Origin of the sequence: Pseudomonas sp. ATCC PTA-122608 (assembly GCF_001952855.1) — a bacterium.
Classification (GTDB): Bacteria; Pseudomonadota; Gammaproteobacteria; order Pseudomonadales; family Pseudomonadaceae; genus Aquipseudomonas.
Window position 1 is genome coordinate 184,123 of the sequence record NZ_LPNO01000052.1, and the last position, 20,892, is coordinate 205,014.

Below are 20,892 nucleotides of genomic sequence, written 5' to 3' on the forward strand. Positions count from 1 at the left end.
CAACACTGATCGTTCCCACGCTCTGCGTGGGAATGCCGCTTTGGGCGCTCCGCGTCCTGCAGGCGCTGCATGCCAGGGCGACGCGGAGCGTCACGGGAAGCGTTCCCACGCGGGAGCGTGGGAACGATCACATCGGATTAAAGTTCGACTTTGACCCAACTCATCTTCTGGTCCAGCCAGTCGGCAAATTCGTCGATAAAACTCTGCTTGAACCCCGCCTCCGCCCAGTTATTGAAGATAAATCCCAGGTTGGAAAAGCCGCATTCCTGCAGGAACAGGAAGCCATTGATGTCGTCTTCATGCCCACACAGCGGGCAGGTGAAGTTATCGGTGTGGCCGGGCATCCAGTCTTCCAGGCTTTCGAACAGTGCTTCGCCGACTTCCTTGAGGCATTCGGGGCAGCCGGCTTCTTCGAGAAAGCCCTTGGCCGGGGTGTAGATGCAGCGCTTGTAGATGATCTCCAGGCCGTTGATCGGCTCGTTGAACGGCAGCGCATCGGGATGCAGCACCACGGCGCGGGCACCGTCGGCCAGGGCGTAGCCCATGCGGTTGCCGGTGCGCCCGCAGGTGGTGAGTTCTTCCTTGACGATGTTCTTGCGCACCAGCCAGCGCACAATCGCCCGGGCGCGGGGTTCGTGGACGGGCAAGGTGGAGATCTTGGGGACAAGGATGCTTTGGGAGTTCATGGTGCCTGGGTGTCCTGCGGTGTGGCTTCTGACGCCTTCGCGAGCAAGCCCGCTCCCACATTCGACCGCGTTCCTACAGGATAAATGCAGTCGAATGTGGGAGCGGGCTTGCTCGCGAAGAGGCCCTAAAGCCCGGCAGCTTAATCCCTGACACCCACAGGTCAAGTACTCAAGTAACGGGCAATCAGTGCAATGCCGCTGGCCAGCACCAGCCAGGTCACCAACCGCACGAACGCCTCGCGGGACATGCGCAGGGTCAGCCTCCGGCCCGCCCACAGCCCTAGCGCCATGGCCGGCAACAGGCACACCGCCAACATCAACAAGGGTAGCTCGGCATACACGCCCGCGATCAAAAACAGGCTCAGGCGCACCACCGTGCTGCAACTGATCAAGGCACTCTGGGTCGCCCGCGCGCCATCCTTGGGCAAACGGCTGTTGAGGTAGATCGCATATAAAAAGCCGCCGCTGCCGAACAACGCCCCGAACAACCCGCCCACAACGCCCATGGGAATCGCCCAACCGGCCGCCAGTTGCGTGGGTTTGGCCTTCACCGCCAGGCTGTAGATCGCATAGGCACTGATAAACAGCCCCATCAACAGCAGCAATAAATCGGAGTGCAGGTTGAGCAGGAAGATCACCCCCAGGGTGCAGCCAATCGCCATGCACGGCAGCAGCCTCAGCAATTCCGGTTTCACCACATCCCGCCGCGATTGCAGGAGGTTGCCAAAGGCCGCGACAAAATCCAGCAGCACCAGCAACGGGATGATCTTCGACAGCGGCATGAACAGAATCAGGATCGGCCCCGCCACCAGCGCAGTACCAAAACCGGCGATACCAAATACGATATAGGCCAGGGCAATCGCCACGCCGATCACCAGCCAGTCAACACCGCCAAACGACCAATGACTCAACAGTTCGACCGGGCTCATGACGTATTCCTTATTGGAGATGCCATCACTTTAGCCATTAGCCAGGGTTGCGACTAATATCTTCAAAGCTCGTTACCCATCTCGAAAAGGCATGACTTGTGATTTCTACCCGGCAGTTGCGTTACTTCGTCGAAATCGCCGAGAGCGGCAGCTTCAGCGCGGCGGCCGAGCGGCTGTTTGTAGCGCAATCGGCCCTCAGCCGGCAGATTAAGGAGCTGGAAAACCTGCTGCAAACGCCCTTGTTCGAACGCACCGCACGCCAGCCACGGCTAACGGCTGCGGGCGAGGCGTTTTACCCACGGGCACGCAACCTGCTGGGCGAACTGCTCAAAGCCAGTGAAATGGCGACGCAAGTGGGCAATGGCCAACTCGGCACGCTGCGGATGAGCCATTCGAGCACGGTGCCGATGAGTGGCCGCCTGCTGCGCGGCATCGGTGCCTGGCTGGAGCAATGCCCGGGCGTGTCGATGGACATCGTCAAACTGTCCTCCGAAGCCCAGCTGGAAGAAATCGCCGACGGTCGGCTGGAGATCGGGCTGTTGCGCTTGCCGGTGTTGCGCCAGCGCGAAGGCGTGCGCATCGTGCCGTTATATAGCGAGCGGCTGTTGCTGGCCGTGCCGCCGAATCACCGGTTGGCCGGGCACACATCCGGTATCGATTTGGCGCAACTGAAGAACGAAGCGTTTATCTCTATCCCTCACCCCCAGCGCGGTGGGCTGAGTTACCTGTCAGCCGAGTTGTGCATGCGTGCAGGATTTTTCCCCAAGGCCGCCCGAGTGATGTCGCGCAAGACCACGCAATTGCAGCTGATCCAGGCCGGATTCGGGATTGCCCTGCTGCCGGAGTCGATGCAGGACATTGCGCCGGCCAGCATTCAGTTTCTGCCCCTGGCCGATCCCGATTGCCAAAGCACTGTCGCCCTCGCCTGCCAGCAAACGCCGAGCGCGCTGGTGGAGCAGTTCTGTCAAACCCTGCACGAATGCCTATAAACTGCCGCCCATGATTAAAGATCCCTTTGCCCGTCTGGGCCTGGACCGCGAAGTCCTGACTGTCAGCCAGCTCAACGGCCGTGCGCGGGTGTTGCTGGAAGACGTGTTCACCAATATCTGGGTTGAAGGCGAGATCTCCAACCTCGCCCGCCCGGCCTCCGGCCACGTATACTTCACCCTCAAGGACAGCGGCGCCCAAGTGCGTTGTGCGCTGTTCCGGCAGAATGCCGCACGGGTGCGCCAGGCGTTGAAAGACGGCCTGGCGGTGAAGGTACGGGGCAAGGTCTCGCTGTTTGAGGGCCGTGGCGACTATCAGCTGATTCTCGACACGGTGGAGCCGGCCGGTGACGGCGCACTGCGCCTGGCCTTCGACGCGCTGAAGGAAAAACTTAGCGCCGAAGGCCTGTTCAGTGCCGAGCGCAAGGTGCCGCTGCCCGCACACCCACGACGCATCGGGATTATCAGCTCGCCCACCGGCGCGGTGATTCGCGACATCATCAGCGTGTTCCGCCGCCGGGCGCCCAACGTGGAACTGACGCTGATCCCGACAGCCGTGCAAGGTCGTGAAGCCGTGGCGCAGATCGTCCGCGCGCTGAAGCTGGCCGATGCACGTGGCTTCGACGCGCTGATCCTGGCCCGTGGCGGCGGCTCGCTGGAAGACCTCTGGTGCTTCAACGAAGAAGCCGTGGCGCGTGCCGTGGACGCCTGCGTGACGCCCATCGTCAGCGCCGTTGGCCATGAGACCGATGTGTCGATCAGCGACTTTGTCGCCGACGTACGCGCCCCTACCCCCTCCGCCGCTGCCGAGCTGTTAGCGCCGGACTCCAGTCACCTGGCTCGCCAAGTAGAGAATCTGCACCGCCGCCTGGTGATGCTGATGCGCAACCGCCTGACCCACGACCGCCTGCGCCTGGAAGGCATGGCCCGTCGCCTGCGTCACCCGGGCGAACGCCTGCGCCAGCAAGCCCAGCGCCTCGACGACCTGGACATGCGCCTGCGCCGTGCCTTCGAACGCAGCCTCAACACCCGTCGCGAACGGCTGATCCGCCTCGAAACCCGCCTCGCCGGCCAGCATCCTGGCCGTCAATTGACGCTGCTGCGCCAACGCCTGGACAGCCTCGCCGAACGCCTGCCCCGCGCCATGCGCGAAGGCCTCAAGGCCCGTCGCCTGCAACTGCAAAGCCAGGTGCAAACGCTGCACGTGGTCAGCCCGCTGGCTACTCTCGGACGCGGCTACAGCATCCTGCTCGACGAGCGCGGCCAGGCAATACGCAACGCCGCGCAAACCCACACCGGCCAGCGCCTGACCGCGCGCCTCGGTGAAGGCCAATTGCAAGTGCGGGTGGAAGACAACCACCTGACGCCCGTCACCCTCTCGTTACTGGATTGATTGATGCCACGCTTTTTAAGTTTGTTGATGCTGTTGTGCCTGACCTTCAATGCCCATGCCGATAGCTACATCACTCGCTTGCTGAACAAGCCGGTACCCGGTGGCGTCGCAGTGGTCGACCTCGGCACTTCGGCGACGGCGCCCAAAGCCACCTACCTGAACCGGCCAGTGCTGGTGGTGAAGGAACAGAACAACTGGCTGGCGATTGTCGGTATCCCGCTGACGGTCAAACCCGGCACCCAACGAATCACCAGCGGTGCGCAGAACCTGCCGTTTGTCGTGGGGTTCAAGAAATACCCCGAGCAGCACATCACCCTGAAGAACAAAAGCCAGGTGAACCCGGACCCGGCGCAGCTCAAACGCATCGAGGGCGAGCTGGCGGTCCAGCTCAAGGCCTATCGCAGCTTCAGCCCGAACACGCCGAGCAACCTGCTGCTGGACAAGCCGGTGAACGGGCCGCTGTCGAGCAAGTTCGGCGTACGACGTTTCTTCAATGGCGAGGAGCGTAATCCGCATTCGGGCCTGGACTTTGCCGTGGGCGCCGGAACGCCGATCAAGACCCCGGCGGCGGGCAAGGTGATTCTGACCGGTAACTACTTCTTCAACGGCAACACCGTGTTTGTCGACCATGGCCAGGGCTTTATCAGCATGTTCTGCCATATGTCGAAGATTGATGTGAGCGTTGGCCAGCAACTGGCCCGTGGTGCGGTAGTGGGCAAGGTCGGTTCCACCGGCCGGGCGACCGGGCCGCATATGCATTGGAACATCAGCCTGAACGACGCACGGGTGGATCCGGCGATCTTTATCGGCGCGTTTCAGCCCTGACGTTCAATTGCGCACCCGGCAACGGGGGCGCAAACAAAACAACCCTGCGCGCAATTATCAACCATAAAATCTCGTTTTCTTAGCCGATAGAAGAACTTCTCTCAATTTTTTTCGACTGCTTGCCATCTTTCACCCCGGCGGTTAGGGTTGGACCTATGAAAACCTCTCACACCCTCATTCAGCTCCGCCAGCACCGCAGCCTGTGCCTCGTCAGCGCACGACTGCCAGGCTGAATCGATCTGCCTCGTCTTCTGCTTTATTCCCAATAACAGTTTTACGGCAGGCCGCCTCTTCTCGGCCCCTAAACAAAGGATTTCCCGATGAGCATGCTCAAAGACCCGTCTTCGAAGTACCGCGCGTTCCCGACCATTGATATCCCGGACCGCACCTGGCCGTCGAAGACCATTACCGCCGCGCCGATCTGGTGCAGTTCCGACTTGCGCGACGGCAACCAGTCGCTGATCGAGCCGATGGACGCGGTGAAAAAGCTGCGCTTCTGGAAGACCTTGGTCGCCGTCGGTGTGAAGGAAATCGAAGCCTCCTTCCCGGCCGCGTCGCAAACCGACTTCGACTTCGTGCGTACCCTGATCGAAGACAATCACATCCCCGAGGACACCACCATCCAGGTGCTGACCCAGGGCCGTGAAGACTTGATCGCACGCACCTTCGAGTCCCTGCGCGGGGCGAAGAAAGCCATCGTTCACTTGTACAACGCCACCTCGCCGTCGTTCCGCCGCATTGTGTTCAACCAGGACAAGGACGGCATCAAGGCCATCGCGGTCAACGCGGCCAAGCTGTTCGTCAAATACGCAGCCCAGCAGCCGGAAACCCAGTGGACCTTCGAATACTCGCCAGAGACCTTCAGCGCCACTGAGCTGGAGTTCGCCAAGGAAGTCTGTGACGCGGTGATCGAGGTCTGGAACCCGACCCCTGAGCACAAGGTGATTCTCAACCTGCCAGCTACCGTTGAATGCGCCACCCCGAACATCTATGCCGACCAGATCGAGTGGTTCGGTCGCCATATCAACCGTCGTGACAGCGTGATCATCAGCCTGCACACCCACAACGACCGTGGCACTGGCGTGGCCGCTACCGAATTGGGCCTGATGGCCGGCGCCGACCGTGTCGAAGGCTGCCTGTTCGGCAACGGCGAACGTACCGGTAACGTCGACCTGGTGACCGTGGCGTTGAACATGTACACCCAGGGCCTCGACCCTCAGCTGGACTTCTCCGATATCGACGGCATCCGCAAGGTCGTCGAAGAGTGCAACCAGATCCCGGTGCACCCGCGTCACCCGTACGTCGGCGACCTGGTTCACACCGCGTTCTCCGGCTCCCACCAGGACGCGATCCGCAAGGGCTTCACCCAGCAGAAAGACGATACCCTGTGGGAAGTGCCGTACTTGCCGATCGACCCGGCGGACATCGGCCGCAGCTACGAGGCAGTGATTCGCGTCAACAGCCAGTCGGGCAAAGGCGGCATCGCCTACCTGCTGGAGCAGGAATACGGCATCAGCTTGCCGCGCCGCATGCAGATCGAGTTCAGCCAGGTGGTACAGGCCGAAACCGACCGCGTGGGCCTGGAGATGACCGCCTCGCAGATCTACAGCTTGTTGCAGCGTGAATACCTGCAGGCCAACATTCCTTACGCGCTGGTCAGCCATCGCTTGCAGGAAGAGAACGGCAACAGCTCGGTGGAAGTTGAAGTCTCCGGCAAAGGCCAGGGCGAAACCAACCTGCGCTGGCATGGCAAAGGCAACGGCGCCCTGGAAGCGCTGGTGGCCGGCCTGCCGATTGGTGTTGAGATCATGGACTACAACGAACACGCGATTGGAGCCGGCACCAATGCCAAGGCCGCTGCTTACATTGAGCTGCGAGTGAACGGTGAGCGTCCGGTGCACGGCGTGGGCATTGATGAGAACATCACCACGGCGAGCTTCAAGGCGGTGTTCAGTGCGCTGAACCGCTCGTTGAGCCAGCTGGAAGCGAAAGCGGCGTAAACACTGACCGCTGAAATGCAAAAGGCCCCGGGATGAGAATCCAGGGGCCTTTTTTATGGAGTTCGAAATTTGTGGTGACTGTCAGGGCCTCATCGCGGGCAAGCCCGGCTCCCACAGGGGTATGCATTCCTCCAGACGATTCAGATCAAATGTGGGAGCCGGGCTTGCCCGCGATAGCGATCTCCCAGGCGATGGAGGTCCTTTAGACAAACTCAAAGCTGTCCGCATCCAGGTTCGCCGGGAAGCGTGTGCGGTAATCCGCCAATTCCGCTGCGTCCAGGCACACTTGGAACACCCCGTCCGCCTCCCCTGCGCTCAGCAGGCTTTCTCCCTGGAAGTCCACGACCTGGCTGTCGCCGGTGTAGGCAAAACCCTTCCCGTCCGTGCCAACCCGATTTACTGCCGCCACGTAGCACAGGTTTTCAATGGCCCGTGCCGGCAACAAGCGGTTCCAGTGCTGGCGCCGAGCACCCGGCCAGTTCGCGGTGTACAGCAGCAGGTCCGTGTCACGGGCGTCACGGCTCCACACCGGGAAGCGCAGGTCGTAGCAAATCAACGGACGAATCCGCCAGCCCTTGAGTTCGAACTGCACCTGGCGCTCGCCGGGGGTGTAGTGATCGTGCTCACCGGCCATGCGGAACAGGTGACGCTTATCGTAGTGCAGCACCTCGCCATCCGGGCGCGCCCACAGCAGGCGATTGCGGTGGCTGCCGTCGGCGGCCTGGATGATCACGCTGCCGGTGATTACCGCGTTGTACTTCTTCGCCTGGACCTGCAGCCATTGATGAGTGGGGCCGTTTTCGGGCTCGGCGAGGGTTTCCGATTCCATCGAGAAACCGGTGGTGAACATCTCCGGCAACACGATCAGGTCGGCGCCCTCAGCCTGGTCCAGCAGCAGTTCGAAATGCTCCAGGTTGGCCTGGCGGTCGTGCCAGGCCAGGGTGGTTTGCACCAGGGCAATGTTCAGGTTTGGCAGTGCACTCAGATCACGCATAGTTTCTCGGCTGCTTGGCGCAGCGTCTCCTCGCGTTTGGCAAAGCACAGTCGCACCAGGCGCTGGCCCTGCGGTGGGTTCTGGTAGAACACCGAGACCGGAATGGTCGCCACGCCATGTTCGCGGGTCATCCATAGCGACATGGCGACGTCATCCAGGTCCGGGCGAATCTGTGAGTAATCCACCAGTTGGAAGTAAGTACCGGCCACCCGGGTAAAGCTGAAACGCGACGGTTCCAGCAGGTCGCAGAACAGGTCGCGCTTGGCTTGATAGAAAGCCGGCAATTGCTCTACGTGTTCCGGGTGTTCGGCCATGAAGTCTGCCAAAGCGTACTGCAACGGGGTCACGCCGCAAAAGTTGACATATTGATGCACCTTGCGCAGCTCGGCACTGAGGGCCGGTGGCGCGACCACATAGCCGGTTTTCCAGCCGGTGACGTGGTAGGTCTTGCCGAAGGAGCTGACCACGAAGGCGCGCTGGTACAGCTCTTCGTGGGCCAGCACGCTGACGTGGCGCACCCCGTCGAATACCAGGTGCTCGTAGACCTCGTCGCTGACCAGGTAGATGTCGCGGTCGCGGATCAACTCGGCCAACTGGTCCAGCTCGGCACGGCTGATCAGGGCACCCGTAGGGTTGTGCGGGGTGTTGAGGATGATCATGCGGGTGCGCGGGGACAGCGCCGCCTTGATCTGTTCGAAGTCGAGGGAGAAGTTATCCAGGCCCAACTGCACATGTATGCAGCGACCGCCTGCCAGCTCAACCGAGGGCTCATAGCTGTCGTAGGCCGGATCGAACACGATCACCTCATCACCACTGCGGATCACCGCCTGGATCGCGCAGAAGATCGCCTCAGTGGCGCCAGGGGTGATGGTCACTTCGCTGTCGGCATTCACCGTGGCGCCATAGCTGCGGGCGATCTTGGCCGCCACTTGCTGACGCAGCACCGGCAGGCCGGTCATGGGCGCGTATTGGTTATGGCCAAGGGCAATGTGCTTGCCCACCGCATCGAGCAAACCCTGAGGCCCATTGAAGTCGGGAAAGCCTTGGGACAGGTTGAGCGCACCGGTTTCGGCGGCGAGTTGCGACATGGTGGTGAAGATGGTGGTGCCGACATTCGGCAGCTTACTGGTGATCATCGGTGCGCCCCTTGCGGTGAGCCCCAAGTTTTAAGCTGCATGCCGCGAAGGGTCAACCGCCAGGCACAAAAAAGGGCTCTTAAAGAGCCCTTTTTCAACCGATCAGGATCAGCGCTTGTCGCGGCGCTTTTTGTCGGCTTTCTTGTGGTGCGTCATCATCCGGCGCTTTTTGTTGACCTGGCGGTCGGTGAGGCTGTTCTTGTTACCTTCGTACGGGTTCTCGCCACCCTTGAACTCGATACGGATCGGCGTACCGACCAGTTTCAAGACACGGCGATAGGTGTTTTCCAGGTAACGCACGTAGGACTTCGGCACCTTCTCCAGCTGGTTACCGTGGATCACGATAATCGGCGGGTTGGCACCACCCAAGTGAGCGTAACGCAGCTTGATCCGACGGTTGTTGACCATCGGCGGCGCGTGCTCGCTGACCGCATCTTCCAGAATCTGGGTCAGGCGGTTGGTCGGCCAGCGAGTAACCGCGGACTTGAACGAGTTCTGCACCGAAGCGTAGAGGTTGCCCACGCCGGTACCGTGCAGTGCCGAGATAAAGTGGATATCGGCAAACTCGACGAAGAACAGGCGACGCTGCAGCTCGATCTTGACGAAATCGCGCTCGCTCGGCGTCATGCCGTCCCACTTGTTGATAGCGATCACCAAGGCGCGACCGGCTTCCAGGGCAAAGCCCAGCAAGTTCAGGTCGTGGTCTACCACGCCTTCGCGGGCGTCCATGACGAAGATCACCACGTTGGCGTCTTTGATCGCCTGCAGGGTTTTCACCACGGAGAACTTTTCAACTTCTTCGTGGATCTTGCCGCGCTTGCGCACACCGGCGGTGTCGATCAGCGTGTACTTCTCGTCGTTACGCTCGAACGGGATGTAGATACTGTCGCGGGTGGTGCCGGGCTCGTCGTAGACGATTACCCGATCTTCACCGAGCATACGGTTGACCAGCGTCGACTTGCCGACGTTCGGACGGCCGATGATCGCGATCTTGATACCGTCTTTTTCGCTTGGGCCAGGAATGCGCTTGGCTTCCTCGCCTTCGGCAACGATCTCTTCTTCGCCCTCTTCTTCCTCGTCGTCATCCTTGGGAAAGGTGCTGAGGGCGATTTCCAGCATCTGGGTGATGCCGCGACCATGGGCACCGGCAACCGGGATCGCATCACCCAGGCCCATCGGGCTGAATTCGGCACGGGCCGCCTCAGGATCGATGTTGTCGATCTTGTTGGCGACCAGATAGGAACGCTTGTTGCGCTTGCGCAGGTGCTCGCCAATCATCTGGTCAGCAGCGGTGTAGCCCGCGCGGGCGTCCACCAGGAACAACACGACGTCGGCTTCTTCAATGGCCAGCAGCGACTGCTCGGCCATCTTTTCGTCCATGCCATGCTCGTCACCGGAGATACCACCGGTGTCGACAATAATGTAGGAGCGCCCTTGCCACTTTGCCTCACCGTATTGGCGATCACGGGTCAGACCGGACAAGTCGCCGACGATAGCGTCGCGAGTCCTGGTCAGGCGGTTGAACAAGGTGGACTTGCCGACGTTAGGTCGGCCCACCAGGGCGATTACGGGAACCATGCGGCTCTCCACTTCGTTATTTCAGAAAATACAAAAGCCGCTGCAAGGCAGCGGCTGGTGCTCGACTGTAGGAGCGAGCTTGCTCGCGAAAAACGCAAAGGCACCGCGTTTATCCAGACTGCTCGCGTTATCGTTGACGATTTTCGCGAGCAAGCTTGCTCCTACAGGTGAAGCTGCCTGAGGGTTAGCCCCCCAAGCATAGTTCTTACTTGATGGTCAGCGCTTCCAGTTTGCCGCTGTTGCCATACACGTAAAGCATGTTACCCACTACCAGCGGACGAGCACGCAGGCCGTCGCTGTCGATACGTTCGCGACCGACGAAGCGACCGTCCACCTGGCTCAGCAGGTGCAGGTAGCCTTCAAAGTCGCCTACCGCTACGTAGCTGGAGAACACTTCCGGTGCCGACAACTGACGGCGAGCCAGGGAGTCGTTGCTCCACAATGCAGTGGTGGAACGCTCGTCGACACTTTCAACCGTGCCAGACGCCAGGCTTACGTAGACGCTGCCAAACCCTTGGGCGACACCGGCGTAGCTGGAAGCATCACGCTGCCAGTTGATCCGGCCGCTCTGCACGTCCAGCGCCGCAACACGGCCCTGGTAAGTGGCGACGTAAAGGGTATCACCCGACAGCAGCAAGCCACCGTCGATGTCCACTACGCGGTCCAGTTCCGAACGACCCTGAGGAATAGCAACCCGGGTTTCCCAGGCCGGTACGCCGTTCTGGGTGTCCAGGGCGACCACTTTACCGGTCGACAGGCCTGCCAGTGCGAGGTTGCTGGTCACAACCGGACCGCTGGTACCGCGCAAGGTCAGAACCGCCGGCGTGCTGTCGTACAACCAGCGCTGGTTACCGGTGGCGGCGTCGAGGCCGATCACACGGTCATCCTGGGTTTGCACGACAACGATGTCACCGTTGGTAGCCGGTGGCGAGAGCACTTCACTGGTCACGCGAGCGCGCCATTTCTCTTCACCGGTGCTCTCGTCCAGCGCCACCACATCGCCTTTCAGCGTGCCGAGCAGCACCATGCCGGAACCCACGCCTACGGCGCCGGACACAGGCAGTTCGAGATCTTTCTTCCATTTGACGTCGCCGTTCATGCGATCCATGGAGACCACAACGCCGGTGGAGTCAGCAGCGAAGATGGTGTCACCGTCGATAGCCGGAACCATCAGGTTGTAGAGATCGCCCTGACCGTCACCAATGGAGCGGCTCCATTGCTTTTGCAGGACCACTTCTTCCTTGAAGCTGGTCAGCTCGGCCGGAGGCAGTTCTTTTTTGCTGTTGCTGCTGCAACCCGCGGCCAAAACGGCCAGAGCCAGCAATGCTGCATGTTTCCAACGGATCACGTCACGCATCCCCTTTGGCCAAGTCGTCGAGCTTGATTTGTAAGCCACCGACCGCCGCTTCATCAGACAGCGCCGCCTTGGCTTTTTGGTACGCAGCATTGGCTTCGTCGGTACGACCCAATTGGACCAGCAGGTCGCCCTTGAGCTCTTCACGAGTAGCCAGGAATGCCTTGTCAGCATCGCCGTCGAGCAGTTTCAGTGCGTCGTCGGCCTTGTTCTGTGCCGCGAGTACCTGAGCCAGACGCTGACGTGCGATTTCACCCAGTGTCGGGTTGGCCGGCTTGTCGGTGATGGCTTTCAGCTCGGAGGCTGCGTCATCCAGCTTGCCGTTGTCGACCGCAACTTTTGCGACGAACAGGCTGCCGTATTGCGCGTATGTGCTACCGCCAAATTCGCTCTTCAGCTTGCCGGCCAGGTCTGCCACTTGGGCGAGGTCAGGCTTGCCGTTGGGCGTCAGCGTGGTTTCCAGCAATTGCTGATAGATAATCGAGGCGCCTTGCGACTGGTTAGCCTGATACTTGTGCCAGGCTTGCCAGCCGAACACCACTACTAAAGCCAGCAAACCGCCAGTGACCAGGGGCTTGCCGTTGCGCTGCCACCAGTCTTTGAACTCGGCCAGCTGGTCATCATCAGTACTCGACACCCCAATACTCCTTAATCGCTAAATCGGCTGTTTGACAGCTTCAACCCTGCACGATGCAGGTGGCCAGGTGCGCTGCAAGCGCATCAAAGGCAATGCTTTGTTGTTCACCCTGACCACGCAGGGGTTTGAAACTTACCACTTGCTGGGCCAATTCATCATCACCCAGGATCAGTGCATACAACGCACCGCTTTTGTCGGCTTTCTTGAACTGGCTTTTGAAGCTGCCGGCGCCGGCATTGACTTGCAGGCGCAGGTTCGGCAGTTGGTCGCGCAGCTTCTCGCTCAGGGCCAGGGCAGCCAGTTCGGCCGCCTCGCCGAAGGCACAGAAGTACACGTCCACCTGACGGGAGATTTCTTCGGGGACCTGCTCCAGAGTTTCCAGCAGCAGGATCAGCCGCTCGATGCCCATGGCGAAACCAACACCAGTGGTCGGCTTGCCGCCCATCTGCTCGACCAGGCCGTCGTAACGGCCACCGGCACACACGGTGCCCTGGGCGCCGAGCTTGTCAGTGACCCACTCGAACACGGTCTTGCTGTAGTAATCGAGGCCACGCACCAGTTTCGGATTGATGACGTATGGAATACCGGCTGCATCCAGACGAGCCTTGAGGCCCTCGAAGTGGATGCGGGACTCGTCGTCCAGGTAGTCGGCCATTTTCGGCGCGTCCACGAGTACGGCCTGGGTCTCGGCGTTCTTGGTGTCCAGTACCCGCAGCGGGTTGGTTTTCAGGCGACGCTGGCTGTCTTCGTCCAGCTTGTCCAGGTGGCCCGACAGGAATTCCACCAGGGCTTCGCGGTAGCGGCCCCTGGATTCGCTGGTGCCCAGGCTGTTGAGCTCAAGCTTGACCGCGTCGCGAATACCCAGCATGCCCCACAGGCGCCAGGTCAGCACGATCAGCTCGGCGTCGATGTCCGGACCGTCGAGGTTGAACACTTCGAGGCCAATCTGGTGGAACTGGCGGTAACGGCCTTTCTGCGGACGCTCGTGGCGGAACATCGGGCCGATGTACCAGAGCTTCTGCGGCTGGCCACCGCCGGTAAGGCCATGCTCGAGCACTGCACGCACGCACGCGGCAGTGCCTTCCGGACGCAGGGTCAGGGAGTCGCCGTTGCGGTCTTCGAAGGTGTACATCTCTTTTTCGACGATGTCGGTCACTTCACCGATGGAGCGCTTGAACAGCTCGGTGAACTCGACGATCGGCATGCGGATCTGCTTGTAACCGTAGTTATCCAGCAGGCGCGCGACAGTGCCCTCGAAGTAGCGCCACAGGGGCGTCTGCTCAGGCAGGATGTCGTTCATGCCACGAATGGCTTGCAGAGACTTGCTCACATCTAATCCTTAAATTCGTTCTTAGCCGCGCGCGATCAGCGCTGCGTCAGCCGCGACCTTTTCGGCCGCTTTCTGGCGAATCAGCCGTTCCAGCTCATCCACCAGATTGTCATTCGTCAGTTTCTGCGACGGCTTGCCGTCGATGTAAATCAGGTTTGGCGTACCGCCGGTCAGGCCCACATGGGCTTCTTTAGCCTCACCCGGCCCGTTGACCACGCAACCAATCACTGCAACATCCAGCGGCACCAGCAGATCTTCGAGGCGTACTTCCAGTTCGTTCATGGTTTTCACCACGTCGAAGTTCTGCCGCGAGCAGCTCGGGCAGGCAATGAAGTTGATGCCACGGGAACGCAAATGCAGGGATTTGAGAATGTCGTAACCGACTTTCACTTCCTCTACCGGGTCTGCCGCGAGGGAGATGCGAATAGTATCGCCAATCCCGTCGGCCAGCAGCATACCGAGACCCACCGCAGATTTCACTGTGCCTGAGCGTAAACCGCCGGCTTCGGTGATACCCAGGTGCAGTGGCTGGACGATTTCCTTGGCCAGCAGGCGGTACGCTTCTACCGCCATGAACACGTCGGAAGCCTTTACGCTGACCTTGAAGTCCTGGAAATTCAGGCGCTCAAGGTGTTCAACGTGGCGCAACGCGGACTCGACCAGGGCGGCCGGCGTCGGCTCGCCGTATTTCTTTTGCAGGTCTTTTTCCAGGGAACCGGCGTTGACGCCGATGCGGATTGGAATCCCGCGATCACGGGCGGCATCCACCACGGCGCGAACCCGGTCTTCACGACCGATGTTGCCCGGGTTGATCCGCAGGCAATCGACGCCCAGTTCGGCCACGCGCAAAGCGATCTTGTAGTCGAAGTGGATATCGGCGACCAGCGGCACCTTGACCAGTTGCTTGATGCGGCCAAAGGCTTCGGCAGCGTCCATGTCCGGTACGGAAACCCGCACGATGTCGACGCCCGCCGCTTCCAGGCGATTGATCTGGGCGACAGTGGCCGCCACATCATTGGTGTCGCTGTTGGTCATGCTCTGTACTGCGATGGGGGCATCGCCGCCCACCGGCACCGAGCCGACCCAGATCTTGCGCGATACGCGACGTTTGATTGGAGATTCGCCGTGCATGACTTTATTGTCCCAACTTCAGGCGAGCAGTCTCGCCACTGGTGAACGGCGCCACGTCCACAGGCTGGCCGTTGTAGGCCACTTGCGCGCCACGGGCATAGCCCAGACGCAGCGTCAAAGGAGGCTTGCCGCCCTGGTCAAGTGTATCTCCCTTACGCTTCAGACCACTGAACAGCACCTTGCCGTTGCCATCGGAGACTTGCGTCCAGCAGTCAGCGACGTAGGTAATTTGTACTCGGCCATCACCGGCGATCAGCGCCGGGGTGGTTGGCGCGGAAACCGCCGGGGCAGCCGGAGCGGTTGGCGCCGGAGCCTGCGCCGGTACCACCGGGGTGTGCGCTGGAGCAGTTGGCGTGGCGGCAACGGCAGGAGCCGGGGCCGGGGCCACCGGGGTCACTGCCGGGGCAGTACCCGCTTCCGGAGCAGGCTGCTCGGCGCCAGGCTCTGCCTCAGGTGCCGCCTGGCCCTCGGCCACGGCCTGGTCTTCCGGTTCGTCCAATGGATGAATCTGGGTGGTGCCGTCGGCGCTTTCGACTTCGACGTGCTCCATAGCGTTGCTGGACAGGTCCTTGCCGCGTTGGGAGGTCTGGTCCTGCCACCATACAAAACCACCGCCGATCACGGCGATCAGCAGCAACAGGCTGACAATTCGCAAAATGGTGTGGGAAACACGCACAGGCTCTTCAATGCGGCCCAGGCCATGGACATTGCTGCCCTGGGAATCGGTACCGGTGATCTGGTCGAATTGCTGGACCAATGCGGCCTGGTCAATACCGAGCAACTTGGCGTAGGCGCGGATATAGCCGCGGGCGAAGGTATGCCCTGGCAGCTTGTCGAACGCGCCAGCTTCAAGGTTGCCCAATGAAGTCGTGGTCAAATTGAGCTTGAGGGCCACTTCTGCAAGCGACCAACCATTGCTTTCGCGGGCCTGACGCAAGGTCTCGCCTGGGTTTCCACGATTAGCTGCTACAACTTCCGGGTGCGCCGCTTTCATCATTGCTCCGACAGGTATTGCTGATATTCCGGCGTACCGGGATAGAGTCGTTCGAGTTGCTGGCCAAAACGTGCGGCCTTGTCGCGTTCTTCATGAACCGTCGCCAGGCGCACACCGAGCAATAGACTACGTGCATTTTGCCCGCTCAGCAGGCTAAAACGCTCGTAATAGTCACGTGCCGGCACATAATGCCTGTCTTCGAAGGACAACTCAGCCATTTCGAGCAAGGCTCGTGGCTGGCGCTGGTTCAGGTGCAGGGCTTTTTCCAGTTGCTGGCGGGCGGTGTCGCGCTGGCCGAGAAGCATTGAGGTCACCCCAAGGTTCTCGAAAACCCGCGAGCGCTCAGGATAAAGGGTATCGGCCGCAGCCTGCTGGAAATATTCGGACGCCTGGTCATAACGTTTCTGCGCAAACAAAAAACTGCCGTAGTTATTCAGCAGTCTTGGGTCGCCAGGACGTGAGGCCAGGGCCTTGTGGAAATATTGATCGGCCAATTCAGGCTCGGCCTGGGCCTGGAACACCAAGGCCAACGCAGCATTGGCGTCGGCGTCGCTGCCATCCAGCTCGAGGGCCTTCTTCAGCGGCACCTTGGCCCGTTCGGCCATTCCTTGCTGCAAGTACCCCAAGCCCAACTGCACATAGGCAGCACGCGCCTCGTCACGGCCCTTGCCGGTTTGCAGCGGGCTGTCATGGCCCGATGAAACACAGCCAGCCGCGAGGCTGGCAACAAGCAAAAGCAGCGCAAGGCGCAAGGGCATAGAGATCCTCTCTCAGGTTCGAGTCGCGGCGCTTTGCGGCATATCGTCGGCGGCACTCAGTTCACGCACGGCAATATAACGTTCGCTGCGACGGGTGCGATCCAGCACCTGTCCTACCAATTGGCCACATGCCGCATCGATGTCTTCGCCGCGTGTAGTGCGTACGGTGACATTGAAGCCTGCATGGTGCAGTTGATCCTGGAAACGGCGGATGGCGTTGTTGCTCGGCCGCTCGTAGCCAGAATGGGGAAACGGGTTAAACGGAATCAGGTTGATCTTGCACGGTACATTCTTGAGCAACTCGATCATCTCGACCGCGTGCTCGACCTTGTCGTTGATGTCCTTGAGCATGGTGTACTCGATGGTCAACACACGTTTCTCACCCAAGGTCGCCATATAACGCTGGCAAGATTCGAGCAGCATCTTAAGCGGATACTTCTTGTTGATCGGCACCAATTGGTTACGCAATGCGTCATTCGGTGCGTGCAGCGACAACGCCAGGGAGACGTCGATGTGCTTGGCCAGCTCATCGATCATCGGTACCACGCCGGAGGTCGACAGGGTCACACGGCGCTTGGAAATGCCGTAGCCCAGGTCGTCCATCATCAAATGCATGGCCGCAACAACGTTGTCGAAGTTCAGCAGCGGCTCGCCCATGCCCATCATCACCACGTTGGTGATGGCACGGTCGGCGGTTGCCGGGATGCTGCCGAACGATTTATTGGCAATCCACACCTGGCCGATGACTTCGGCGGCGGTGAGGTTGCTGTTGAAACCTTGCTTGCCGGTGGAGCAGAAACTGCAGTCCAGGGCACAGCCTGCCTGGGACGAAACGCACAGAGTGCCGCGCTTGCCCTGGGGAATGTACACGGTCTCGACGCAGCTGCCGGACGCCACGCGCACCACCCATTTACGGGTACCGTCGGTGGAAATGTCTTCGCTGACCACTTCGGGGCCGCGAACTTCGGCAATGGCCTTGAGCTTGTCGCGCAGGGCCTTGCTGACGTTCGTCATGGCGTCGAAATCATCGACGCCAAGATGGTGAATCCACTTCATTACCTGAGCGGCACGAAAACGCTTCTCCCCGATTGAGTCGAAGAATTTTTCCATTTCCTGTTGAGTCAGACCCAGCAGGTTGGTTTTTGCAGTCAATGTAGTCATGGATTCACCTTCGCTCTTTTAAGCCAATGCTTAGCGAGCGGTTACTTCAGTAGCAGCGAAAAAGTAGGAGATTTCGCGGGCAGCAGCGGCTTCGGAGTCCGAACCGTGAACGGCGTTGGCGTCGATCGATTCAGCGAAGTCAGCACGGATGGTGCCGGCAGCAGCTTCTTTAGGGTTGGTAGCGCCCATCAGCTCACGGTTCAGAGCGATAGCGTTTTCGCCTTCCAGAACCTGAACAACAACAGGGCCGGAGATCATGAAGGCAACCAGGTCGCCGAAGAAACCACGAGCGCTGTGCTCAGCGTAGAAGCCTTCAGCTTCAGCTTTGGACAGTTGCTTGAGTTTCGAAGCTACAACCTTCAGGCCGGCTTTTTCGAAACGAGTGGTGATCTCGCCGATGACGTTTTTTGCAACAGCGTCAGGCTTGATGATGGAGAAAGTACGTTGAACAGCCATGGTGTAACTCCAGAAACGGTAATTTGCGAAAAATTAAACCCGCGAATTATACGCGGGTTCTTGGGTATTGCCTAACTGCGTAAGGGAGGCTTCAGTCCTGCTCTTCTTTCCAGGCAGTCTGAATAGCTTCAAGCACCTTTTCACCGCCGCGTTCCCGGTCATCTTCGAACCCTGGCAAGGCCATGACCATGTCACGCAAAGCTACAAAGTTCAGCGAATAAGGGTTCACGTCCGGGTGACCATCGGCCAGCAGGATAGCGATTTCTTGTACATCAACCCATTTAAGACTCATGACACTTCCTTGAATCAGTGCGGCGCTTCAGCGGCATGGTTGAGCGAATATTTCGGAATCTCGACGGTGAGGTCTTCTGTTCCCACTTTTGCCTGACAGCTCAAGCGCGACGTCGGCTCAAGGCCCCACGCCCTATCAAGATAGTCCTCTTCCAGCTCATCAGCCTCTTCGAGGCTATTGAAACCTTCGCGGATGATGCAATGGCAAGTGGTACAGGCGTTGACGCCGCCGCAGGCGCTTTCGATCTCGATGTGGTGGTCGTGAGCGACTTCGAGAATGGACTTGCCGGTCTCAGCCTCCACAACCATACCGTCCGGGCAATGCTCGGCGTGTGGCAGAAAAATGATCTGCGGCATCAGTTAATCCTCAAGTTCATTCAAGTTGCGGCCCGCCAGGGCGGCTTTCACCGTCTGGTCCATGCGACGGGCGGCAAAGGCATCGGTCACTTGCGACAGGCGCTTGGTCTGTTGCTCGATGGCGTAACCATCGGTGCCTTTCATAAATTCAGCCAGTTCCTGCATTTGCAGGTCGATAACCATGCGCTCTTCGGCATCCAGCAGACGCTCGCCGTCAGCTTCAAGGGCGCCCTGCACGGCTTCGAGCAGGCGCTGGGCGTCGACTTGCTGCTCACGCAGCACGCGGGCGACTTTGTCGTCACCGGCGTACTGGAACGAATCCTTGAGCATCTTGGCGATTTCGCCGTCGGTCAGGCCGTAGGACGGCTTGACCTGGATGCTGGCTTCAACGCCGGAGGCCAATTCGCGAGCGGCAACGCTGAGCAAGCCGTCGGCGTCGACCTGGAAGGTCACGCGAATCTTCGCTGCACCGGCCACCATCGCCGGAATGCCGCGCAATTCGAAGCGCGCCAGGGAACGGCAGTCGCTGATCAGCTCACGCTCGCCTTGAAGCACATGAATCATCATGGCCGTCTGGCCATCTTTGTACGTGGTGAAGTCCTGAGCGCGGGCAACGGGAATGGTGGTGTTGCGTGGAATCACCTTCTCCATCAAGCCGCCCATGGTTTCCAACCCCAGGGACAACGGAATAACGTCGAGCAGAAGCAGTTCGCCACCATCGCGCTTGTTACCAGCGAGGGTGTCAGCCTGGATCGCAGCACCAATGGCCACCACTTGATCCGGGTCGATTTCAGTCAGCGGCTGGCGGCCAAAGGCTTCGGCAACGGCTTCGCGGACACGTGGCACACGGGTCGAGCCACCCACCATCACCACGGCGGCGACGTCTTCCAGCTCAATACCGGAGTCACGCACCGCGCGACGGCAGGCTTTCAGGCTGCGGGCGACCATCGGCTCGATCAACGAATCGAACGCTTCGCGGGTCAGTTGGGCCGACCAGCTACCGTAGGAAACTTCAACCGACGCAGCTTCAGTCAGTGCCTCTTTGGCGGCACAGGCGGTTTGCAGCAGGTTACGTTGCGCGCCCGGATCCAGGTCGGCAGACAAGCCCGCGCTGGTGATGATCCAGCCAGCAATGGCGTGATCGAAGTCATCGCCACCCAGGGCAGTGTCGCCACCGGTAGCCAACACTTCGAAGACACCGCCGGTCAGGCGCAGAATCGAAATATCAAAGGTACCGCCGCCCAGGTCGTAAATAGCCACCAGGCCTTCGGCGTGCTGGTCCAGGCCGTAAGCCACAGCCGCTGCAGTCGGCTCGTTGAGCAGGCGCAACACGTTCAGGCCGGCAAGTTTCGCCGCATCCTTGGTGGCTTGGCGCTGAGCATCATCGAAATACGCAGGAACAGTAATCACCGCACCCACCAGTTCGCCGCCCAAGGTGGTTTCCGCACGCTGGCGTAGCACTTTAAGGATATCGGCCGACACTTCCACCGGGCTTTTCGGGCCCTGGATGGTGTCGATGAACGGCATATGGGATTCGCCGCCGACAAAGCGGTACGGCAGTTGGTCGCCCAGTTGCTTGACGTCGGAAAGACCACGACCCATCAAGCGCTTGACCGACAGCACGGTGTTCAGCGGGTCGGCAGACGCCGCCAGCTTGGCCGACTCGCCCACTTCGGTACGGTCAGCGTGATAGCGCACGGCAGACGGCAGGATGACTTGGCCATCCGCGTCGGGCAGCGGCTCGGAAAGACCGCTGCGCAATGCAGCGACCAGCGAATTGGTAGTGCCCAAGTCAATCCCGACCGCCAGGCGACGCTGGTGCGGTTGAGGACTTTGACCGGGTTCGGCGATCTGCAGTAGGGCCATGGTAATCAGGACTTATCTGTATATCAGGCG

At 60.3% G+C, this 20,892-nt stretch carries 20 protein-coding genes; 4 read left to right on the top strand and 16 right to left on the bottom strand.

The features are described from left to right. Nucleotides 1-137 precede the first annotated feature (137 nt). Both AU074_RS28490 and AU074_RS28495 read right to left on the bottom strand, forming a co-directional pair. Complete coding sequence (locus AU074_RS28490) at nucleotides 138-686, bottom strand: hypothetical protein (protein ID WP_003209647.1); 549 nt, start codon at nucleotides 684-686, stop codon at nucleotides 138-140. A 161-nt stretch (nucleotides 687-847) separates the two neighbouring features. Beyond that, nucleotides 848-1,615, bottom strand: a complete 768-nt coding sequence (locus AU074_RS28495) for a sulfite exporter TauE/SafE family protein (RefSeq protein WP_076017534.1) — start codon at nucleotides 1,613-1,615, stop codon at nucleotides 848-850. Between the two features lie 98 nt (nucleotides 1,616-1,713). Between AU074_RS28495 and AU074_RS28500 the strand changes: the two genes are divergently transcribed. The 4 genes from AU074_RS28500 (at nucleotide 1,714) to leuA (ending at nucleotide 6,819) form a co-directional block, all read left to right on the top strand. After that, the gene (locus AU074_RS28500; RefSeq protein ID WP_076017535.1) at nucleotides 1,714-2,604 is read left to right on the top strand and encodes a LysR family transcriptional regulator; all 891 of its coding nucleotides are present in this window, start codon (nucleotides 1,714-1,716) and stop codon (nucleotides 2,602-2,604) included. 10 nt (nucleotides 2,605-2,614) lie between these two features. Then, nucleotides 2,615-3,994, top strand: a complete 1,380-nt coding sequence (gene xseA, locus AU074_RS28505) for an exodeoxyribonuclease VII large subunit (protein ID WP_076017536.1) — start codon at nucleotides 2,615-2,617, stop codon at nucleotides 3,992-3,994. A 3-nt stretch (nucleotides 3,995-3,997) separates the two neighbouring features. Next, the gene (locus AU074_RS28510) at nucleotides 3,998-4,819 is read left to right on the top strand and encodes a peptidoglycan DD-metalloendopeptidase family protein (RefSeq protein WP_076017537.1); all 822 of its coding nucleotides are present in this window, start codon (nucleotides 3,998-4,000) and stop codon (nucleotides 4,817-4,819) included. A gap of 320 nt (nucleotides 4,820-5,139) precedes the next feature. Then, on the top strand, nucleotides 5,140-6,819 hold the full coding sequence (gene leuA, locus AU074_RS28520; protein WP_076017538.1) for a 2-isopropylmalate synthase: 1,680 nt from the start codon (nucleotides 5,140-5,142) through the stop codon (nucleotides 6,817-6,819). Between the two features lie 202 nt (nucleotides 6,820-7,021). On the opposite strand, the gene AU074_RS28525 is transcribed toward leuA, so the two are convergent. The 14 genes from AU074_RS28525 to hscA all read right to left on the bottom strand — a co-directional run bounded on the left by AU074_RS28525 (nucleotide 7,022) and on the right by hscA (nucleotide 20,862). Then, entirely contained in the window at nucleotides 7,022-7,813 is a 792-nt protein-coding gene (locus AU074_RS28525; protein ID WP_076017539.1) for an amidohydrolase, read from the bottom strand. Further along, the gene (locus AU074_RS28530; protein WP_076017540.1) at nucleotides 7,801-8,949 is read right to left on the bottom strand and encodes a pyridoxal phosphate-dependent aminotransferase; all 1,149 of its coding nucleotides are present in this window, start codon (nucleotides 8,947-8,949) and stop codon (nucleotides 7,801-7,803) included. The genes AU074_RS28525 and AU074_RS28530 overlap by 13 nt, the downstream gene beginning before the upstream one ends. Before the next feature lie 108 nt (nucleotides 8,950-9,057). After that, a complete protein-coding gene (gene der, locus AU074_RS28535) occupies nucleotides 9,058-10,527 on the bottom strand; it encodes a ribosome biogenesis GTPase Der (RefSeq protein WP_076017541.1) in 1,470 nt (489 codons plus the stop codon). 205 nt (nucleotides 10,528-10,732) lie between these two features. After that, the gene (bamB, locus tag AU074_RS28545) at nucleotides 10,733-11,884 is read right to left on the bottom strand and encodes an outer membrane protein assembly factor BamB (RefSeq protein WP_063032991.1); all 1,152 of its coding nucleotides are present in this window, start codon (nucleotides 11,882-11,884) and stop codon (nucleotides 10,733-10,735) included. Next, nucleotides 11,877-12,518, bottom strand: coding sequence for a tetratricopeptide repeat protein (locus tag AU074_RS28550; RefSeq protein ID WP_010176862.1), 642 nt, complete (start codon nucleotides 12,516-12,518; stop codon nucleotides 11,877-11,879). Before AU074_RS28550 ends, bamB begins: the two co-directional genes overlap by 8 nt. A gap of 40 nt (nucleotides 12,519-12,558) precedes the next feature. Beyond that, the gene (hisS, locus tag AU074_RS28555) at nucleotides 12,559-13,848 is read right to left on the bottom strand and encodes a histidine--tRNA ligase (RefSeq protein WP_076017543.1); all 1,290 of its coding nucleotides are present in this window, start codon (nucleotides 13,846-13,848) and stop codon (nucleotides 12,559-12,561) included. 21 nt (nucleotides 13,849-13,869) lie between these two features. Beyond that, complete coding sequence (ispG, locus tag AU074_RS28560) at nucleotides 13,870-14,979, bottom strand: flavodoxin-dependent (E)-4-hydroxy-3-methylbut-2-enyl-diphosphate synthase (RefSeq protein WP_017478664.1); 1,110 nt, start codon at nucleotides 14,977-14,979, stop codon at nucleotides 13,870-13,872. 4 nt (nucleotides 14,980-14,983) lie between these two features. Further along, nucleotides 14,984-15,973, bottom strand: coding sequence for a RodZ family helix-turn-helix domain-containing protein (locus tag AU074_RS28565; protein WP_076017544.1), 990 nt, complete (start codon nucleotides 15,971-15,973; stop codon nucleotides 14,984-14,986). Further along, on the bottom strand, nucleotides 15,973-16,731 hold the full coding sequence (gene pilW, locus AU074_RS28570; RefSeq protein ID WP_076017545.1) for a type IV pilus biogenesis/stability protein PilW: 759 nt from the start codon (nucleotides 16,729-16,731) through the stop codon (nucleotides 15,973-15,975). The genes AU074_RS28565 and pilW overlap by 1 nt, the downstream gene beginning before the upstream one ends. A 12-nt stretch (nucleotides 16,732-16,743) precedes the next feature. Continuing rightward, a complete protein-coding gene (rlmN, locus tag AU074_RS28575; RefSeq protein WP_003209670.1) occupies nucleotides 16,744-17,892 on the bottom strand; it encodes a 23S rRNA (adenine(2503)-C(2))-methyltransferase RlmN in 1,149 nt (382 codons plus the stop codon). A gap of 30 nt (nucleotides 17,893-17,922) precedes the next feature. Next, entirely contained in the window at nucleotides 17,923-18,348 is a 426-nt protein-coding gene (gene ndk, locus AU074_RS28580; RefSeq protein WP_003175956.1) for a nucleoside-diphosphate kinase, read from the bottom strand. 91 nt (nucleotides 18,349-18,439) lie between these two features. Beyond that, nucleotides 18,440-18,640: a Fe-S cluster assembly protein IscX gene (iscX, locus tag AU074_RS28585; RefSeq protein ID WP_076017546.1), complete on the bottom strand. Its 201-nt coding sequence runs from the start codon at nucleotides 18,638-18,640 to the stop codon at nucleotides 18,440-18,442. 14 nt (nucleotides 18,641-18,654) lie between these two features. Next, nucleotides 18,655-18,996, bottom strand: coding sequence for an ISC system 2Fe-2S type ferredoxin (fdx, locus tag AU074_RS28590; RefSeq protein WP_076017547.1), 342 nt, complete (start codon nucleotides 18,994-18,996; stop codon nucleotides 18,655-18,657). A 3-nt stretch (nucleotides 18,997-18,999) separates the two neighbouring features. After that, entirely contained in the window at nucleotides 19,000-20,862 is a 1,863-nt protein-coding gene (gene hscA / locus AU074_RS28595) for a Fe-S protein assembly chaperone HscA (RefSeq protein ID WP_076017548.1), read from the bottom strand. Nucleotides 20,863-20,892: the final 30 nt, after the last annotated feature.

Excerpts from the sequence above, each read along its gene's own strand:
- AU074_RS28490 (WP_003209647.1), bottom strand. The coding sequence starts at position 686 with ATGAACTCCCAAAGCATCCTTGTCCCCAAGATCTCCACCTTGCCCGTC.
- AU074_RS28495 (WP_076017534.1), bottom strand. The coding sequence starts at position 1,615 with ATGAGCCCGGTCGAACTGTTGAGTCATTGGTCGTTTGGCGGTGTTGAC.
- xseA (WP_076017536.1), top strand. The coding sequence starts at position 2,615 with ATGATTAAAGATCCCTTTGCCCGTCTGGGCCTGGACCGCGAAGTCCTG.
- AU074_RS28510 (WP_076017537.1), top strand. The coding sequence starts at position 3,998 with ATGCCACGCTTTTTAAGTTTGTTGATGCTGTTGTGCCTGACCTTCAAT.
- leuA (WP_076017538.1), top strand. The coding sequence starts at position 5,140 with ATGAGCATGCTCAAAGACCCGTCTTCGAAGTACCGCGCGTTCCCGACC.
- AU074_RS28525 (WP_076017539.1), bottom strand. The coding sequence starts at position 7,813 with ATGCGTGATCTGAGTGCACTGCCAAACCTGAACATTGCCCTGGTGCAA.
- AU074_RS28530 (WP_076017540.1), bottom strand. The coding sequence starts at position 8,949 with ATGATCACCAGTAAGCTGCCGAATGTCGGCACCACCATCTTCACCACC.
- der (WP_076017541.1), bottom strand. The coding sequence starts at position 10,527 with ATGGTTCCCGTAATCGCCCTGGTGGGCCGACCTAACGTCGGCAAGTCC.
- bamB (WP_063032991.1), bottom strand. The coding sequence starts at position 11,884 with ATGCGTGACGTGATCCGTTGGAAACATGCAGCATTGCTGGCTCTGGCC.
- ispG (WP_017478664.1), bottom strand. The coding sequence starts at position 14,979 with ATGCACGGCGAATCTCCAATCAAACGTCGCGTATCGCGCAAGATCTGG.
- AU074_RS28565 (WP_076017544.1), bottom strand. The coding sequence starts at position 15,973 with ATGAAAGCGGCGCACCCGGAAGTTGTAGCAGCTAATCGTGGAAACCCA.
- pilW (WP_076017545.1), bottom strand. The coding sequence starts at position 16,731 with ATGCCCTTGCGCCTTGCGCTGCTTTTGCTTGTTGCCAGCCTCGCGGCT.
- rlmN (WP_003209670.1), bottom strand. The coding sequence starts at position 17,892 with ATGACTACATTGACTGCAAAAACCAACCTGCTGGGTCTGACTCAACAG.
- ndk (WP_003175956.1), bottom strand. The coding sequence starts at position 18,348 with ATGGCTGTTCAACGTACTTTCTCCATCATCAAGCCTGACGCTGTTGCA.
- iscX (WP_076017546.1), bottom strand. The coding sequence starts at position 18,640 with ATGAGTCTTAAATGGGTTGATGTACAAGAAATCGCTATCCTGCTGGCC.
- fdx (WP_076017547.1), bottom strand. The coding sequence starts at position 18,996 with ATGCCGCAGATCATTTTTCTGCCACACGCCGAGCATTGCCCGGACGGT.
- hscA (WP_076017548.1), bottom strand. The coding sequence starts at position 20,862 with ATGGCCCTACTGCAGATCGCCGAACCCGGTCAAAGTCCTCAACCGCAC.